Annotated in this window: 15 protein-coding genes; 11 read left to right on the forward strand and 4 right to left on the reverse strand. The window is 65.6% G+C overall.

Going from position 1 to position 16,557, the window contains the following annotated elements; all coding sequences use genetic code 11:
* From JHD77_RS12620 to JHD77_RS12670, 11 genes are all read left to right on the forward strand, one after another.
* On the forward strand, nt 1–989 hold a 989-nt coding region (locus tag JHD77_RS12620), incomplete at its 5' end, for a bacteriophage T4 gp5 trimerisation domain-containing protein (RefSeq protein ID WP_426756979.1).
* Nucleotides 990–992: 3 nt separating this feature from the next.
* Nucleotides 993–4,292: a phospholipase D gene (gene pldA / locus JHD77_RS12625; RefSeq protein WP_003092035.1), complete on the forward strand. Its 3,300-nt coding sequence runs from the start codon at nt 993–995 to the stop codon at nt 4,290–4,292.
* Between the two features lie 428 nt (nt 4,293–4,720).
* Nucleotides 4,721–5,419 carry a T6SS immunity protein Tli4 family protein gene (locus JHD77_RS12630; protein ID WP_003109999.1) on the forward strand — a complete coding sequence of 233 codons (699 nt, stop codon included), beginning with the start codon at nt 4,721–4,723 and terminating at the stop codon, nt 5,417–5,419.
* A 177-nt stretch (nt 5,420–5,596) separates the two neighbouring features.
* Nucleotides 5,597–6,181 carry an electron transport complex subunit RsxA gene (rsxA, locus tag JHD77_RS12635; protein WP_003092041.1) on the forward strand — a complete coding sequence of 195 codons (585 nt, stop codon included), beginning with the start codon at nt 5,597–5,599 and terminating at the stop codon, nt 6,179–6,181.
* Nucleotides 6,178–6,744 (forward strand): electron transport complex subunit RsxB, encoded by a 567-nt coding sequence (gene rsxB / locus JHD77_RS12640; protein ID WP_003103780.1) that lies wholly within the window; start codon nt 6,178–6,180, stop codon nt 6,742–6,744. Before rsxA ends, rsxB begins: the two co-directional genes overlap by 4 nt.
* On the forward strand, nt 6,741–9,065 hold the full coding sequence (gene rsxC / locus JHD77_RS12645; protein ID WP_031756610.1) for an electron transport complex subunit RsxC: 2,325 nt from the start codon (nt 6,741–6,743) through the stop codon (nt 9,063–9,065). The genes rsxB and rsxC overlap by 4 nt, the downstream gene beginning before the upstream one ends.
* A gap of 2 nt (nt 9,066–9,067) precedes the next feature.
* A complete protein-coding gene (locus JHD77_RS12650) occupies nt 9,068–10,102 on the forward strand; it encodes an RnfABCDGE type electron transport complex subunit D (RefSeq protein WP_023081525.1) in 1,035 nt (344 codons plus the stop codon).
* Nucleotides 10,102–10,746 (forward strand): electron transport complex subunit RsxG, encoded by a 645-nt coding sequence (rsxG, locus tag JHD77_RS12655; protein ID WP_003092047.1) that lies wholly within the window; start codon nt 10,102–10,104, stop codon nt 10,744–10,746. Before JHD77_RS12650 ends, rsxG begins: the two co-directional genes overlap by 1 nt.
* On the forward strand, nt 10,739–11,455 hold the full coding sequence (locus JHD77_RS12660) for an electron transport complex subunit E (RefSeq protein WP_003107418.1): 717 nt from the start codon (nt 10,739–10,741) through the stop codon (nt 11,453–11,455). Before rsxG ends, JHD77_RS12660 begins: the two co-directional genes overlap by 8 nt.
* Nucleotides 11,452–12,090, forward strand: coding sequence for an endonuclease III (nth, locus tag JHD77_RS12665; RefSeq protein WP_003092050.1), 639 nt, complete (start codon nt 11,452–11,454; stop codon nt 12,088–12,090). The genes JHD77_RS12660 and nth overlap by 4 nt, the downstream gene beginning before the upstream one ends.
* Before the next feature lie 108 nt (nt 12,091–12,198).
* Nucleotides 12,199–12,378, forward strand: coding sequence for a PA3496 family putative envelope integrity protein (locus JHD77_RS12670; protein WP_003092052.1), 180 nt, complete (start codon nt 12,199–12,201; stop codon nt 12,376–12,378).
* 61 nt (nt 12,379–12,439) lie between these two features.
* Here JHD77_RS12670 and JHD77_RS12675 read toward each other — a convergent pair whose 3' ends face one another.
* From JHD77_RS12675 to JHD77_RS12690, 4 genes are all read right to left on the reverse strand, one after another.
* A complete protein-coding gene (locus JHD77_RS12675) occupies nt 12,440–13,660 on the reverse strand; it encodes a hypothetical protein (RefSeq protein WP_003112913.1) in 1,221 nt (406 codons plus the stop codon).
* A 470-nt stretch (nt 13,661–14,130) separates the two neighbouring features.
* Nucleotides 14,131–15,087 carry a PDR/VanB family oxidoreductase gene (locus JHD77_RS12680; RefSeq protein ID WP_003112912.1) on the reverse strand — a complete coding sequence of 319 codons (957 nt, stop codon included), beginning with the start codon at nt 15,085–15,087 and terminating at the stop codon, nt 14,131–14,133.
* 14 nt (nt 15,088–15,101) lie between these two features.
* Nucleotides 15,102–15,536 carry a RidA family protein gene (locus tag JHD77_RS12685; protein ID WP_003112911.1) on the reverse strand — a complete coding sequence of 145 codons (435 nt, stop codon included), beginning with the start codon at nt 15,534–15,536 and terminating at the stop codon, nt 15,102–15,104.
* Nucleotides 15,533–16,552: an aromatic ring-hydroxylating oxygenase subunit alpha gene (locus JHD77_RS12690; RefSeq protein WP_031756608.1), complete on the reverse strand. Its 1,020-nt coding sequence runs from the start codon at nt 16,550–16,552 to the stop codon at nt 15,533–15,535. The genes JHD77_RS12685 and JHD77_RS12690 overlap by 4 nt, the downstream gene beginning before the upstream one ends.
* Between the last annotated feature and the right edge of the window lie 5 nt (nt 16,553–16,557).

The following is a 16,557-nucleotide window of genomic DNA, read 5'->3' on the forward strand; positions in this document are numbered from 1 at the left end:
AGAGCCTCAGCAGCCCTGGCGGTGGTGGCTACAACGAGCTGCGCATCGAGGATCGCAAGGGCCAGGAACAGATCTTCGTCCATGCCCAGCGCGACTGGGACGAGAACATCGAGCACGACCAGAAGATCCGCGTCGGCCACGAACGCCACGACACCGTGGAGGCGAACAGCTACAGCGAGTTCAAGGCCGAGGAGCATCACACCGTGCGCGGAGAGCGCAAGGTCGAGCTGAAGGCCGATGACCACCTGACGGTCGGCGACAGCCAGCACGTGAAGCTCGGTCGTGCCTACCTGGCCAAGGCCGGGCGCGAGATCCACCTGAAGGCCGGGCAGAAGATGGTGATCGAGGCTGACAGCGAACTGACGGTGAAGGCCGGCGGCAGCTTCATCCGGCTCGACGCAAGCGGCATCGCCATCAGCGGCCCGCTGGCACGGATCAATGCAGGCGGCGCACCGGGAAGCGGCTCGGGGATCGCGATCAAGATGCCGTTGACGCCGGGGGCGGCGGACGCCGATGTCGCAGGACGCCCGCTACAACCCGCCAACGCCGGTCTCCACGCCAGCGATCCGAAGCAGAACGGCGAATACCGCTTCGATATCCGTTTGCAGGATATTCCCGGAGACGAAGGATTCCCCTTGATTCATACGCCCTGGCGCATCGTCCAGGGTAAGGAGCACAACCTGGTATTGGAAGGCGAGAGCGACGAGAAGGGACGGTTGGTGCTGGACGACACTCAACAGCGTCAGCTATCGAACGCCTGCGAGCGTGCGCCTGGCGATGTCTGGCTGGTGTATCCGGGGCAACGAATAGGCATCCGTCCGCATCGGGAGCGTGAGGGTTGGGACGCCACGCGCCACGCGCTGGGCGCGCTGGACTTCCATGACACCCTGGGCGGCCAGCGCGCGCCCACCCCGCTCGAACACCAGCGCGGCAAGCTCGACAGTTGCTGCGAAGGCGACCTTTATTCCCACCTACTGGCCAAGGACTGATCCATGTTGCAGAAGAAGCCCTACAACGGCCTCCACGAAAAGGAACTCAACCAGATCAACCAGCAGGATGGCAGCCCCTGCGTAGCCATTTCCGCACCGGGCTGTTTCATCAAGGGGTCCAACCTCTTTTCCGAAAAGCGGGCCGGTAACCGGGTCCGCTTCTTCACCACCGGCCGGGACTACTTCAGCGACCTGGCCAGCGCCCTCGACAGCGCCAGTTCGAGCATCTTCATCACCGGCTGGCAGGTCAACTACGACGTCCTCCTCGACGGCCGCCGCAGCCTCTGGCAGTGCCTGCGCCAGGCGCTGGAGCGCTCGCCCGCGCTGAAGGTCTACGTGATGCCCTGGCTCAGCCCTTCCGGCAGCCTCGGCACCTATGACTTCGAAACCATGCTCGCGGTGTTCCAGCTCAACGCCGGACTCGAGGGCGGCGCGCGCGCCTTCTGTACGCCGGCGATCCAGCAGAGCGACATGCAGGGACTGGGCGTCGCCTTCTCCCACCACCAGAAATCCGTGGTGATCGACAACCGCATCGGCTATGTCGGCGGGATCGACCTTGCCTATGGCCGTCGCGACGACAACGATTTCAGCCTCGACGCCTCCGGGCGCCGGGGCAACGACGCCTATAATCCCGGCCTACCGCATCTTGGCTGGATGGCGGAGGACGAACACGTCAGCTCCATGGGCCTGATGATGGCCACCCTGTTCGACCTTTCCAGGCCGCTCGCCAGCCTGACGCTGCATGCGCCCACCCTTCGCCTGTCGCCCTTCCCGCACATCGCCGCCAGCGACGAACCGCTGCTGAGCATTCCCCTCGCACCCAGCCGCGCCCGCGCCCTCAACGGCGCCGCCTACCTTTCCGACCTGTTCCGCAGCCCGATGCTGCCCTCCCTGCAATGGCTCGGCCGCGCCTACAACAGCTCGAAAGAAGGCCTGGACGAAGGCTTCGAACGGCTCGATGCGCTCAGGCGGCAGATGGTCGCCAGCAGCATCCGCGCCATTGCCAACCTGATCGCCGACAACCTCGACGCCCTGCCCATCGAGCCTGAACTCGAACGCCGCCTGCGCGCCTGGCTGGAGGAACTGCGCACGGCCGCGCTCAACCTGCCGGAAGCCCTGCGGATCAAGAGCCTGCTCCTGATCAACCAGTGGATGAGCGAAACCGAACTGGGCCAGGTCCTGACCCTGATCAGCGGCAAGGGCTTCGAAGATATCCCGCAGAACCTGAGCGGCAAGGCCGGCGAGTTGGCCGGCTCGCTGTTCTGGACACTCCACAGGCTGTTGCAGGCTCGCGCCGGAGGCCACCAGCAACCCTATCGCTACCTGGACGAAGCGCCTCAGCCATTGGCCTCGCCGGACAACGCCCGGCTGGCCGCCGACCAGCCGCGCATGCCCTGGCAGGATGTGCATTGCCGCATCGAAGGGCCGTCGGTGTACGACCTGGCGCGCAACTTCATCGACCGCTGGAACGGCCAGCAGGCCTACCTGGCCAAGACGCCGGCGCTACAGGATACGGCGCTGGTACGCAGCGCCCTGGAAGCCGTGATGAAGTGGCTGAACAGCCTGGCCGCCGCCGCGGGATTGGAGAACTACCTGGACGAGAAGCGCAACCTCCGGCTCGAACTGGACCCACCCACGCCCTGCTGGATCAACGCGCCGGAACAGTTGCCGCAAGAGCCGGAGGTGCGCCGCGGCGGCATGACCGTACAGGTACTGCGCAGCGCCGCGGCGCGCATGCTCGAACAGGAGCAGGCCGGCCGCCTCGGCGCGGGAGTGAACCTGCCCTTGCAGGTCGGCGTCTCCACCGAAGGAGTCCAGAGCAACTGCAAGGACGCCATGCTCCTGGCGATTTCCGGGGCGCAGCAGTTCATCTATATCGAGAACCAGTTCTTCCAGAGCGAGTTCGGCAAGGAAGGCGAAGTTTTCAAGGATCTGCCCCTTTCAGGCCCCATGGCCAGTCTGCGCGACGTTGGCAGCCTGCGACGCGACTTCGTCGTCCGGATACGCTTGGAGGAAGCCCTGGAGCAGCGCGACCTCTGGCTGCTGGACTGGGCCGAAGTGGAGAAGATCGCCCAGGAGCCTGGCACCGAGGCCCGCCAGTTCCTCAAGTCGATGCTCGCCATGTGGGGCGTGAACGCCCAGGGCTGGCTCACCCACAAGCTCGGCGAGGCCCAGCACGGCCTGCTCAACGAGATCGGCGAAGCCCTGGCGCGGCGCATCGAACGGGCCATCCAGCGCGAGCACCCGTTCCACGTCTACCTGGTCCTGCCGGTGCACCCGGAGGGCGCGCTGAACGTGCCGAACATCATGCACCAGGTGCACCTGACCCAGCAGAGCCTGGTGTTCGGCGAACAGAGCCTGGTCAAGCGCATTCAGCGGCAGATGGCGCTCAAGGCCCTGGAAGGCAAGTCCGACCCGGCCCAGGCCCGGGAAATCATCGAGCGCAAGGACGCTCGCGGTCGCCCGGTCTACGAACAGCAGGACTGGAGCCGCTACCTGACCCTGCTCAACCTGCGCACCTGGGCGGTGCTCGGCGGGCGGGTGGTCACCGAACAGATCTACGTGCACAGCAAGCTGCTGATCGCCGACGACCGGGTGGCCATCCTCGGCAGCGCCAATATCAACGACCGCAGCCTGCAAGGCGAGCGCGACTCCGAGCTGGCGGTGATGGTGCGCGACAGCGAGCCGCTGACGGTCAGGCTGGACGGCAAGAACGACGCCATCGTCGGCAAGGCCATCCACCAGTTGCGGGTGAATTTGTGGAAGAAGCATTTTGGCTTGAGCCAGGGGCCAGGCGGTTTCGTCAAGCCGGCCAGCGAGTTGAGTGCTTATCTGTCCATCCCGGCGGCTCAAGAGGCCTGGGAAGCTATACAAACATTAGCCAAGGAGAATACTCGTGCCTATGAACGGACTTTCAATTTTATTCCCCAAAATATCAGCCAGACTCAACTGCAACTGACTCCAGAGCCGCCTAAAGGATTTGAGGACGGATTTCCCGCCTCCATATGGCCCACCTGGGCATACAGAAAACCTGGCGAGTTAAGGGCGGGCGGACAACTGATGGAGCCGATGCCATATCAGGAAATCTTCTGGCGCTCATCTAATCTCACTTCGGTGAAAACCTTCCCACCACCCAACGGGGTTTCCGGTTTCATCACGGCTCTACCAACCAGTTGGACCCGTGGTGAGCGCAATGATTCTGGCTTGAATCTAAGCATCCTGGCACATCAGGACAGCAGATCGCTTCCCACCCAGGTCGCCATGAATGGAGATAGCTCGGCACAAGGAAAGCATCGCACATGAAAAGGGTTTTGATGGGGCTTATCCTATTGAGCAGCTCGAATATAACTTGGGCAGAAGCCCCCTCAAGTAAATACCAGGAGTGTCTGGGTCGAATGACCTTCGAGATACCGGAGGAGATGGAGTGGGCAACTTATGATGCCTCACGAGTCTGGCAGATATCCAAAGGGGGGGGGCATAACTTTACCGCCGAGGTGACCGCCGTAGGTGACAACGGCAGCTATGACTACGACAGTATGATTTTTTACGTTTCCGAAAAGGTTGATAAAAATGAATTCCATAACGCCTCAAACTACATAAAAGGAACAGCAGAAATATACCAAGACCATCTTAGAGAAAACATAAAACTAGATAAGAAAGCAATAAGTACGCTCCAAAAAAACAAGAGCGAAGAGAAAAGTATTGAACGGATAAAAAAAGGAATCGCAGAAATGGAGGCCAAGATTCCTCTCGCCAAGATCTACGAACACGATCTCGGCATCCCCGACTCCCATATCCTTGGCAGCAAGAATATCCCCTTCCATGTCCTGCTCTGGCGCAACCAGCGGGTCTATTACTTCACCTTCTCCAAGCCGACCGAGAACTCCGCCCAGCGCATCAAGGACCTAATCGCCCGTTTCCGCACCCGCGAGCTTTACGAAGTGCCGAACGAACCGGGCATCTGCTTCCCCTACGGCTTTATCGCCGACGACGGCAAGACCGCCTACGAACTGAAGAACAGCCTGCGTTTCACCCGCACGCCCAACGTGATCTTCAGCCTGCTCACCGCCTCGGCCAACGATCCCTGGCAGACCCGTCCCACCAGCGGCCTCTACGACAGCGACTTCCGTCCCGGCTACGACCGGCAGAAATGGAAAAAAAGCGCGCTGCTCGACAGCCTCCACATCGGCAAGCGCCTGGCCGCCTTCGAAGGCTGGCGCCTCGACCCGCGCCCCGACTCCGGCGAACGGGAACGCGCCTGGTTCGGCCTGGCCCATACAGGCGGCACCCTCGATCCGCTGGTAGCGATCCAGGTGCAGACCTTCCAGAAAGGCACCGACGACCTCACCGACTACACCCCGCCCCCCGAAGAAGTACTGCCCCGCCTGAAGGCCCTGAGCCAAAGCATCGAGCAGCGGCTGGCGCGCTGAAACCCACATCGCGGGCACTTGCACGAGCCTCCGCCATGGACCATGGGTCCTGGCGGCGCCTGCGACTGACTGGGTTGCCATGCCAAACTGCGAAGGTACGCTAGCCTTGCAGGGCAATCCCACCCGATAATAGGGGATTTCCCCGACGGCCCCGGCCCTGCAACGAATGCTTCGCGTATGACTGAACTCGCCCTGATCCTGGTCAGCGCCATCCTGGTCAACAACTTTGTCCTGGTGCAGTTCCTCGGCCTGTGCCCGTTCATGGGCGTGTCGCGGAAGATCGAGACGGCCATCGGCCTGTCCCTCGCCACCACCTTCGTCCTGACCCTGGCGGCGATGTGCAGCCATATCCTGCAACGCTACGTGCTGCGCCCGCTGGACCTGGAGTACCTGCGCACCATCGGCTTTATCCTGGTGATCGCGGTGGTGGTGCAGTTCACCGAGATGCTGGTGAAGAAGACCAGCCCGCTGCTGTACCGGGTGCTCGGCATCTTCCTGCCGCTGATCACCACCAATTGCATCGTCCTCGGCGTCGCCCTGCTCAACGCCAACAAGGCTGAATACGGCTTCCTCCAGGCCACTACCCAGGGCTTCGGCGCCGGGCTGGGCTTTTCCCTGGTACTGGTGCTGTTCGCCGCCCTGCGCGAGCGCATCGCCATCGCCGACGTGCCGGCGCCGTTCCGCGGCGCGGCCATCGGCATGATCACCGCCGGCCTGATGTCGCTGGCGTTCATGGGCTTCAGCGGGTTGGTCCGGCCATGAACGGCGTGTTCCTGGCGATCGGCGCGCTGCTGCCGATCTGCCTGGCCGGCGGTGCGCTGCTCGGCTATGCGGCGGTGCGCTTCCGCGTCCAGGGCGATCCGGTCGCCGAGCAGGTCAACGCCCTGTTGCCGCAGACCCAGTGCGGCCAGTGTGGCTACCCCGGCTGCAAGCCCTACGCCGAGGCGATCGCCGCCGGCGACAAGATCAACAAGTGCCCGCCGGGCGGCGAAGCGACCATCCGCGCCCTCGCCGACCTGCTCGACCTGGAGCCCGAGCCGCTCGACGCCGCCGAGGAAACCCCGCCGCGGGTAGCCTACATCCGCGAGGCCGAATGCATCGGCTGCACCAAGTGCATCCAGGCCTGCCCGGTGGACGCCATCGTCGGCGCCGCACGGTTGATGCACACGGTGATCGCCGACGAATGCACCGGTTGCGACCTGTGCCTGGAGCCCTGTCCGGTGGACTGCATCGAGATGCGCGAGATACCGGACGACGTGCGCCACTGGAAGTGGCCCCAGCCGTCGCCGCGACTGATCGCCAGCGACCGGGAGCGAGCGGCATGAGCGCCCTGCACGCCTTCCCCGGCGGCCTCTGCCTGCCGGCCAACAAGGAGCGCTCCACCGCCCTGCCGATCCAGCAGGCGCCGCTGGCGCAGCGCTACATCGTGCCGCTCGGCCAGCACATCGGCGCGCCGGCGCGACCTTGCGTGGAAGTCGGCCAGGCCGTACTCAAGGGCCAGACCATCGCCCTCCCGGACGGCACCGTCAGCGCCGCGCTGCATGCCCCGACCTCGGGTACCGTGGTGGCGATCGGCGCACACCCCTATCCGCATGCCTCCGGTCTTCCCGCGCCGGCCATCGTCATCGCCAGCGACGGCCTGGAGCGCTGGACCGAGCTGCATCCCTGCCCGGACTTCCGCGCCGAAAGCCCGCTGGCGTTGCTCGAACGCATCCGCGCGGCCGGCATCGGCGGTCTCGGCGGCGCCGGCTTCCCCACCGCCGCCAAGCTCGCCGCGCGCCCGGCGGAAAAGATCCATACGCTGGTGGTGAACGGCGCCGAATGCGAGCCCTACATCAGCGCCGACGACCTGCTCATGCGCGAGCGCGCCACGCAGGTGCTGGGCGGCATCGATATCCTGGTGCAGATCCTGCGCCCCGAAGAGGTGCTGGTCGGCATCGAGGACGACAAGCCGGAAGCCATCGCCGCCCTCGGCGCCGCCCTCGGTGAACGGCCCTATCGCATCGTCGCCCTGCCGACCCGCTATCCCTCGGGCGGCGAGCGCCAGCTGATCCAGTTGCTCACCGGCAGGGAGGTCCCGGCGGACGGCCTGCCGGCGGACATCGGCATCCTGTGCCAGAACGTCGGCACCCTGGCCGCCGTGCACGATGCCGTCGTCCTCGGTCGGCCGCTGATCTCGCGGATCACTACCCTCGCCGGCGGCGCCCTGGAGCGGCCGATGAACGTCGAGGCGCTGATCGGTACGCCGGTACACGAGTTGCTGGCGTTCGCCGGCCTCGCCGAGGGACGCCTGGAACGCGTGCTGATGGGCGGGCCGATGATGGGCTTCGCCCTGCCCGATCTCTCGGTGCCGCTGATCAAGACCTGCAACTGCCTGCTCGCCGGCGATGCCACGGAGCTGCCGGAACCAGTGCCGGCCATGCCCTGTATCCGCTGCGGCGACTGCGCCCAGGTCTGCCCCGTCAGCCTGCTGCCACAACAACTGCATTTCTTCGCCCTGGGCGACGAGCACGAGCAATTGCTCGCCCACAACCTGTTCGATTGCATCGAATGCGGCGCCTGCGCCTACGTCTGCCCGTCGAGCATTCCCCTGGTGCAGTACTACCGCGCGTCCAAGGCGGAGATCCGCGAGCAGCGGCAGAAGCTGCTGAAGGCCGAACAATCCCGTGAGCGTTTCGAGCAACGCCAGGCTCGCCTGCGCCGCGACGAGGAGCGCCGGGCCGCAGAACGCGCCCAACGCGCGGAGAAGGCTGCGCTGGCGCGCGCCGCCCAGGCCGAGCGCGAGGAAGCCGCCCCCGCCACGGCGGTCGACCCGGTGCAGGCGGCGATCGAGCGGGCCAGGGCGCGCAAGCAGGCCGGTAGCGGCAGCGAACGGCTGAAACGGCTGAAGATCGAAGCGAGCATGGCGCGGGTGGCCCTGAAGAAGGCCGAGAAACAGTTGCTCAGCCACGACACCCCGGAACAGCATGGCCTGGTCGCGGAACTGCGCGCCGCCGCCGAGGCCGCCGACAAGGCCCTGGCCGATGCCGAAGCCAGCCTGCCGCGCGACCTACCCAGCGCACCGCCTGCCGCGCTCGACGACGAAGCCGAACTGAAGAAGGCCAAGGCCCAGGCCGCCATGGCCCGCGCCCAGCTCAAGCGCTCGGAAAAGGCCTTCGGCGAAGCGCCCGGCGCCGAGCAGCGGGCGACCCTCGACGAACTGCGCGCCGAGGTCGAGCGTTGCGAAGCCACCCTGGCCCGCCTCGAGCGTCACGCGCCGAAGCCCGCGGCGCCCGGCGACGACGGCCAGGCGGCGCTGAAGCGGGCGAAGATCGCCCTGGTCGGCAAGCGCGCGGCCTTGAAGAAGGCCGAGCAGGCCGGGGTGATGGACAGCGAGCTGGAACGCCTGCGCGGCGAGCTGCAAGCCGCCGAGCGCGACCTGCATGCCGCCGAGGACGCCTGCGGCAAGCCGGCGCCGGAGCTGGTGCGGATCGACAAGCGCCCGGTCGACCCGCGCACCCGCGAGCTGAAGACCGAGCTGGCCTACGCCCGCGCCGCCCTGAAGAAGCTCGAACGCCTGGCGAACGCCGACCCCGCCGCACTCGCCGCCGCCCGCGCGCGCCTGAGCGCCGCCGAGCGCGCCCTAACCGAACACGGCACGGAGTGACCATGGCCCTGCCCCGCCCCACCTCGCCCCACGCCCGCGGCTCCAACCGTACCCCGGCGATCATGCGCCTGGTGCTCGGCGCCTGCGTCCCCGGCCTGTTGACGCTTACCTGGCTGTACGGCCCGGGCACCCTGCTCAACCTGGCCTGGGCCAGCCTCGTCGCGCTGGCCTGCGAAGCCGCCATGCTGGCCCTGCGCAAACGTCCGCCGGGGGTGTTCCTCAAGGACGGCAGCGCGCTGGTCACCGCCCTGTTGCTGGCCGTCGCCCTGCCGCCCTACGCCCCCTGGTGGCTGACCCTGGTGGCGACCTTCTTCGCCCTGGTGTTCGGCAAGCACCTGTACGGCGGCCTCGGACAGAACCCGTTCAACCCGGCGATGCTCGGCTACGTCGTGGCGCTGGTCTCGTTTCCCCTGGAAATGACCCGCTGGCCCTCGCCGGACAGCGCCCTCGGCCTGCCCGACAGCCTCCGCGAATTCCTCGGCCTCGCTACCCGACCGGACGCCTGGGCCCACGCCACCGCCCTCGACGTGCTGAAGACCGACCGCAGCCTGACCGTCGACGAGCTGTTCGCCGGCAACCCGGCCTTCGGCCATCTCGGCGGCGCCGGCAGCGAGTGGGTCAACCTGGCGTTCCTCCTCGGCGGCCTGTTCCTGCTCTGGCGCCGGCTGTTCACCTGGCACGCGCCGCTGGGCATGCTCGCCGGCCTGTTCGCCATGAGCCTGCTGTTCTGGAATGGTTCCGGCTCCGATTCCCATGGCTCGCCACTGTTCCATCTGTTCAGCGGGGCGACCATGCTCGGCGCCTTCTTCATCGTCACCGACCCGGTGTCCGGCGCCACCAGCAATCGCGGGCGGCTGGTCTTCGGCCTCGGCGTCGGCGTCCTCACCTACGTCATCCGCGCCTGGGGCGGCTATCCCGATGGCGTGGCGTTCGCCGTGCTGCTGATGAACCTGGCGGCGCCGACCATCGACTACTACACCCGGCCGCGCACCTACGGCCATCGCAAGGCCGAGCGCGGCTTCAAGGCAGGCGACTGATGGACGCCGCGACTCGCCGTTCGATGCTGCGCAATGCCCTCCTGCTCGGGCTCTTCGCCCTGGTCGGGGTGGGCCTGGTGGCCCTGGTGCAGCAATTCACCGAAGCGCGCATCGCCGAAGCCCAGCGCGAGGCGCGCGGCCGCGCCCTGCTGGAACTGCTGCCGCCGGGCAGCTACGACAACCATCCGCTGGACAGCCAGGTGCCAACCTTCGCGCCGAAGCTGCTCGGCCTGGATGCGCCGCGTCCGGCCTATGTCGCCCGCCTGCACGGCCAGGCCAGCGCAGTCATCCTCCAGGCCAGCGCGCCGGATGGCTACAGCGGCGCCATCCAGCTACTGGTCGGGGTCACCGCCCAGGGCCGGCTGCTCGGCGTACGGGTCGTCGCGCACAAGGAAACCCCCGGCCTCGGCGACCGCATCGAACTGGCCAAGAGTCCCTGGGTGCACGGTTTCGACGGCAAGAGCCTGGGCGATCCGGCGGACGCCGGCTGGGCGGTGAAGAAGGACGGCGGTACGTTCGACCAGTTCGCCGGCGCCACCGTCACCCCGCGCGCCGTGGTCCGCGCCGTGCACAAGGCGCTGCGCTACTTCGACGCCAACCGCGAACGCCTGCTCGCCCCCGAAGAGGCTGCCGGACATGAGTGAACAAGATTTCCGCGAGATCGCCCGCAACGGCCTGTGGCGCAACAACCCGGGCCTGGTCCAGTTGCTCGGCCTGTGCCCGCTGCTGGGCACCAGCAACTCGACGGTCAACGCCCTCGGCCTGGGCCTGGCCACCATGCTCGTGCTGGCCTGCTCCAATGCCGCGGTATCGTTGGTGCGCGGCGCGGTGAGCGAGGCGATCCGGCTGCCGGCGTTCGTCATGATCATCGCCGTGCTGACCACCTGCATCGAACTGCTGATGCAGGCCTGGACCTACGAGCTGTACCAGGTCCTCGGCATCTTCATCCCGCTGATCACCACCAACTGCGTGATCCTCGGTCGCGCCGAGGCCTTCGCGGCGAAGAACGGCGTGCTGCGCGCCAGCTTCGACGGACTGCTGATGGGCCTCGGCTTCGCCCTGGTCCTGCTGGTCCTCGGCGGCCTGCGCGAGCTGCTCGGCCAGGGTACCCTGCTGGCCGACATGCACTTGCTGTTCGGCCCGGCGGCGGCGGACTGGAAGATCCAGCCGTTCCCGCAGTACCAGGGCTTCCTGCTGGCGATCCTGCCGCCGGGCGCGTTCATCATGCTCGGCCTGCTGATCGCCCTGAAGAACCGTATCGATGAAAGCCTGGCGGAACGCGCCAAGGTGCAGGCGGGCGACGTACCCGCCACCCAGCGCCAGCGCGTCCGCGTCACCGGAGTGATTGAATGAATGCCGCCAAGCGCGCGGAGATCTTCCGCCGACTGCACGAAGACAACCCCGAGCCAAGGACCGAACTGGCCTACACCACCCCCTTCGAACTGCTCATCGCGGTGATCCTCTCCGCCCAGGCCACCGACGTCGGGGTGAACAAGGCTACCGCCCGCCTCTATCCGGTGGCCAACACCCCCGAGGCGATCCACGCCCTCGGCGTCGAGGGGCTGTCGGAGTACATCAAGACCATCGGCCTCTACAACAGCAAGGCGAAGAACGTCATCGAAACCTGCCGCATCCTCATCGAAAAGCACGGCGGCCAGGTCCCCGACAACCGCGAGGACCTCGAAGCCCTGCCCGGGGTTGGCCGCAAGACCGCCAACGTGGTGCTCAACACCGCCTTCCGGCAACTGGCCATGGCGGTGGACACGCATATCTTCCGCGTCGCCAACCGCACCGGCATAGCACCGGGAAAGAACGTTCTGGAGGTGGAGAAGAAACTGCTGAAGTTCGTGCCGCGCGAGTACCTGCTCGATGCCCACCACTGGCTGATCCTGCATGGCCGCTACGTCTGCAAGGCGCGCAAGCCGCAATGCGGAAGCTGTCGGATCGAGGACCTGTGCGAATACAAGCACAAGACTTCAGACGATTGATCAACTATTCGAAATCCTATCTTTACGATTGAAAAAATCTTTTTTACCAGCCACGGCTTTGTCGCTATAAGGTGCGCCATTACCACCCCATAAGTTGGAGTGAATGTCATGGCAAAAGCCAAAGAAGAACTCGAGATCGACGACGAAGCCGGCGTTGAAGAGGATGACGGCGAGGAAACCAGCGTCGAGGTGGCCAAGACCAACCTGACCAAGCGTCGCATCATCGACAACCTGCTGGAAGAACGCCGCCTGCAGCGCCAGTTGTCGGACTACGACTTCGACCTGTGAGCAGCGCCGTCCACACCGCAAGCAAGCCCCGCAATTGGCGGGGCTTCGTTTTTTCCGCCGTTCAGAAGTAGTAGCCGATGTTCAGGTTGGTGCGGAATATCCACTCGTTGCTGCGCGACGAACTGGTGCTGCTGAAGCCCGTGCCGCTCTCGGCACCGCCGTAGGGATTGGCGTTGCGTCCCCAGGTGAAGTCCAGCCAGCCCATGATCGGCAAGGCGAAGAACTGCACCCCTGCGGTATACATCTGCGAGTCGTCCCAGCCGGCCTTGTCCTTGAACATGCGGCTGTAGTCGTTGTAGAAGCGCAGCTTCTTCAGCATGCCCAGGTTCGGCGTCGGCACGTCGTAGGCGACGTTGAAGGACGCCACCGAGGCCCTGGCGGCCATCAGGTAGGCCGGGGTCAGGCCGTTGGTACCCATGAGCACCACGTCGTCGCTGACGCCCGCCGGGTTCTTCGGATCGAAAGCGTAGCGAATGGCTTCGCCGCTGAACGTCCAGTTGCCGGCGTTGAGCACGCCATGCAACCCCGCCGCCCAGTAGCGGCCATCGTCCCTGGTGGTCGCGTTGTACAGGCGCGAGGCCGCCAGCGACGCGCCCAACTCGCTTTTCCAGCCATCTCCGGCGAGATTACGGGCGACCCGCAGGTTGAGCTGGTCACGTTTCTCGTTGTCCTGCCGCGAATGAATCGCCGCGACCGCGTTGTCGTCCAGGTCGGCATAACGGCCGACTTCCGGCGAATAGCGCACACCGCCCGGCAGCATCCGTGGGAAATAGCCGGCCTGGACATGCCAGTCGGCGTCCTTGTAGACGTACTTGGCGCCGCTGCCGGCGCTGACCCCGTAGCCCAGGAAGAACGGGATGTGGTAGCTCCAGCCGAACTGCGGATAGGGCTCCAGGCCGAACGGCTTGAACGGCGCGCCCAATTGCAGGCTGGATAGGTCGCTGAAGCGATAGCCGACGAAGCCGCGGTCGATGGCCCGCTTGCCGTCGTCCTGGAACCAGTAGCCGAGGTCGGAAAAGAAGTCCTCGTGGGTTGCCTGGATATCCAGGCGGAAGGTATCGAACAGCAGGCGGCCATTGTTTTCCGTACTCTTCCAGTGTTCGTCGCGGTAGTTCACCCGCAGCGCGCCGCCGATATCCAGGCTGCTGCGCCCGTCGTCGCTGCGCAGGCCGACATGCGGAAAAGGCTTGCCGGTCTTCGATGCCTCGGACGGCGGCGAAGCGGCCAGGGCCGAAAGACTGGAAAGAAGAAGTACGGGGAACAGCGGATGGGTTTTCATCATGACCTCGTCTGCGAGTGCGCCAGGGCAGCGTTTTTTTCGAGCAAGCCGAACCCCTTCGGCGAACTTCGCCGACAGCGCGGGTGGCCTTGGATAGTTGGTTTCCGGTTGCTCTTGTTTTTTATTTTTCCCGGCCGGCGGAACGGCCTCGGTTGTGTTATCGCTCCGCACTTCGTTTCATATGCGGCACAACGTTTCGAGCATTAACCATGCCAGTGCAAGAACAATCTTATAAAACAAAAAAATCATTTAAATACAGTTGTTTATATATTAAACGCGCAACTTCTTTTCACCCTCGAAACAGGCTCTTGGCAAGGTAACGAAAACGCCCGAAGCGGGTGCGTAGAAAGATCACGGTGACACTTTTCGTCCCCCCCGGAACGCTATTCCAACCTTGGCCGGGCTCGATCCCCAGGCAAAAAAAACCGGCGTTACAAACGCCGGTCCAAAGGCAATGCGGGAATAACCAGGGATCAGAGGTCGAGCACCAGGCGCGATCCCTTGCAGCCGGACACGCAGACCATCATGGTCTGGTTGGCGATCTTTTCCGCCTTGGTCAGGACGCCGTCGCGATGCTCCGGCTCGCCTTCCAGCACACGGGTCTCGCAGGAACCGCAAACGCCCTCGCGGCAACTGCAATCGACCGCCACGCCTGCTTCCAGCAGGGCGTCGAGCAACGACTTGCCGCTCGGCACCTCGATGCTCGTGCCGCTGCGCGCCAGGCGCACTTCGTAGCTGCCCTGGGGCGCCGCCGGGGCCTGGGGCGCGGCGGCGAAGCGCTCGATGTGCACATGCGGATGGCCGAGGCGTTCGCAGTGCGTCTCGAAGGCATCGATCATCGGGGTCGGCCCGCAACAGTAGAAATGCGCGGTGGACGCCCGTGCGCCAAGGAAGGCGCCGAGATCCATGGGGCCGCCCTTCTCGTCGTCGAAATGCAGCTGGATAGCGGCATCGCTGGCGGCCAGTTCTTCGACGAAGGCGGCTTCCTGGCGCGAGCGCGCGCAGTAGAGCAGTTCCACCGAACGTCCCAGCGCACGCAGGCGGTTGAACATGCAGTAGATCGGCGTCACACCGATGCCACCGGCCACCAGTACGCTGTGCGCAGCGTTTTCCTCCAGCGGGAACAGGTTGCGCGGCCGGGATATCTGCAATTGCATGCCGACCCGCAGGCTATCGTGGACGAACGCGGAGCCGCCGCGGCTGCCGCGATCACGCAGGATGCCGAGCACATAGCGGCCGCAGTCCTCCGGCGAGTTGAGCAGCGAGTAGCTGCGCACCAGGCCGTTGGGCAGGTGCAGGTCGATATGCGCGCCGGCGCTGAATGGCGGAAAGACCTGGTCGCCCTGCGGGCGCAGTTCGACGCCGAGGATACCCTGCGCCTCGAAGCGCAGGGTATGGACGAAGGCCGCCAGTCTGTTGTCGTGAGTCATCTTCTACCTCGCTTTCAGGCTTCGTCGCAGTTCGCCAGGTCGATATCGAGGCGCGCCCAGGCGTCGATCTCCACCAGCAGTTCGGGAAACACCAGGCCGCTCACCTCGACCAGGGTGGAGGCGGGAAAAGTGCCCTGGCCGGCGAAGAACTCCTGCCGCGCGCGCCCAATAGCGTCCTTGTCGGCGATGCGGGTGACGTAGACGTTGAGCTTGTAGAGGTTGCCGACATGGCCTCCCGCCGCCTCCAGCAGCGCCTTCACCTTGCCCAGCACCACCAGGGCCTGGGCATGGGCGTCGAGCGCGGCGCCGCGCTCGGCGGCCTGGCGGGTGGCCGGGTGCGCGGTCATGCCGGACATCACCAGCTCCTCTCCCACCAGCAGGGCATTGGACCAGCTTGCATCCGGCAGGTCGGGTAGCGCCGCGGCGCGGATCCGGCGCACGGCGGTCACAGTTGCCGGGCCTCGATCAGTTCCAGCTGGGCCTTGGCCAGGTTCTTCAGGTGCCGCCGCAGGCGCACCAGGCCGAGGTCGTGCTGGTAGAGGTTCTCCCTCTGGTTGGCGTCCGGCTCCATGAATTCGAGCATTTCCCGGTCCTGCTCCAGCACCGCCCAGTGACGCGCCTCCAGGCGGTTCCTGTAGAGGAAGCGCCAGGTGTCGCGCTGCCAGCCGATAAGCGGCCGGCAACGCCAGTGGAACACCGCGCAGAGGTCGCGGGCGATCGGCGTGTAGCTGCCGACGATATGGAAGTTGCCACCCGGGCCGCCGGTCTTCGGATAGGGAATCTCCAGGCGCATCCAGTGCATCCCGGTGTCGGCCCATTCGGTCCAGTCGAAGTTGACCCCGCGCTGGCCGTCCTTCTCGAAGATGAAGCCGGTATCGGTGTCGCGGGTGACGAAGCGTGCCTGGCTTTCGCCCTCGGACATGGAGTGCGACTGCTTGTGCAGGTAGGTGCCGTGCATGGGGTCCATGACGTTGTCCAGCACGTAGCGGTAGTCGCCGCGCCACTCGGTATAGCAGAGGAAGTGGGAAAACTCGGGGTCGGTCAGTTGCTCGGGCAGCACCAGCGGCGGGGCTTCCTCGACATTGCCCGCCGAGTTGTACAGCCACACGGCTCCGGCCGCCTCGGTGATGTGGAAGAAGCGCGTGGCCTGGCTGCCTTCCAGCTTGCAGCCGGGGCTGCCGGGCACGCGGGCGGTAACGCCGTCGCAGCGCACTTCCACGCCGTGGTAGGGGCATTGCAGGCGGTCGCCCAGGTTCACCCCGCGCGACAGCGGCGCGCCACGGTGCGGGCAATGGTCTTCGAGGGCATGCAGGGTGCCGTCGGTATCGCGCCAGACGGCCAGCTTGTAGCCCAGGCGGCGCAGGGACACCGGCTTGTCCTCGATGAAGCCCACCGGGCAGATCGGGTACCAGAGGTTCTTCAGGCCGTTGGCGAGAAGCTGTTCAACAGGGTCCACGGTGCTCATAGCGG

The sequence above is a fragment of the Pseudomonas sp. P20 genome (assembly GCF_016463925.1).
Lineage (GTDB): Bacteria > Pseudomonadota > Gammaproteobacteria > Pseudomonadales > Pseudomonadaceae > Pseudomonas > Pseudomonas aeruginosa.

Excerpts from the sequence above, each read along its gene's own strand:
- pldA (WP_003092035.1), top strand. The coding sequence starts at position 993 with ATGTTGCAGAAGAAGCCCTACAACGGCCTCCACGAAAAGGAACTCAAC.
- JHD77_RS12630 (WP_003109999.1), top strand. The coding sequence starts at position 4,721 with ATGGAGGCCAAGATTCCTCTCGCCAAGATCTACGAACACGATCTCGGC.
- rsxA (WP_003092041.1), top strand. The coding sequence starts at position 5,597 with ATGACTGAACTCGCCCTGATCCTGGTCAGCGCCATCCTGGTCAACAAC.
- rsxB (WP_003103780.1), top strand. The coding sequence starts at position 6,178 with ATGAACGGCGTGTTCCTGGCGATCGGCGCGCTGCTGCCGATCTGCCTG.
- rsxC (WP_031756610.1), top strand. The coding sequence starts at position 6,741 with ATGAGCGCCCTGCACGCCTTCCCCGGCGGCCTCTGCCTGCCGGCCAAC.
- JHD77_RS12650 (WP_023081525.1), top strand. The coding sequence starts at position 9,068 with ATGGCCCTGCCCCGCCCCACCTCGCCCCACGCCCGCGGCTCCAACCGT.
- rsxG (WP_003092047.1), top strand. The coding sequence starts at position 10,102 with ATGGACGCCGCGACTCGCCGTTCGATGCTGCGCAATGCCCTCCTGCTC.
- JHD77_RS12660 (WP_003107418.1), top strand. The coding sequence starts at position 10,739 with ATGAGTGAACAAGATTTCCGCGAGATCGCCCGCAACGGCCTGTGGCGC.
- nth (WP_003092050.1), top strand. The coding sequence starts at position 11,452 with ATGAATGCCGCCAAGCGCGCGGAGATCTTCCGCCGACTGCACGAAGAC.
- JHD77_RS12670 (WP_003092052.1), top strand. The coding sequence starts at position 12,199 with ATGGCAAAAGCCAAAGAAGAACTCGAGATCGACGACGAAGCCGGCGTT.
- JHD77_RS12675 (WP_003112913.1), bottom strand. The coding sequence starts at position 13,660 with ATGATGAAAACCCATCCGCTGTTCCCCGTACTTCTTCTTTCCAGTCTT.
- JHD77_RS12680 (WP_003112912.1), bottom strand. The coding sequence starts at position 15,087 with ATGACTCACGACAACAGACTGGCGGCCTTCGTCCATACCCTGCGCTTC.
- JHD77_RS12690 (WP_031756608.1), bottom strand. The coding sequence starts at position 16,552 with ATGAGCACCGTGGACCCTGTTGAACAGCTTCTCGCCAACGGCCTGAAG.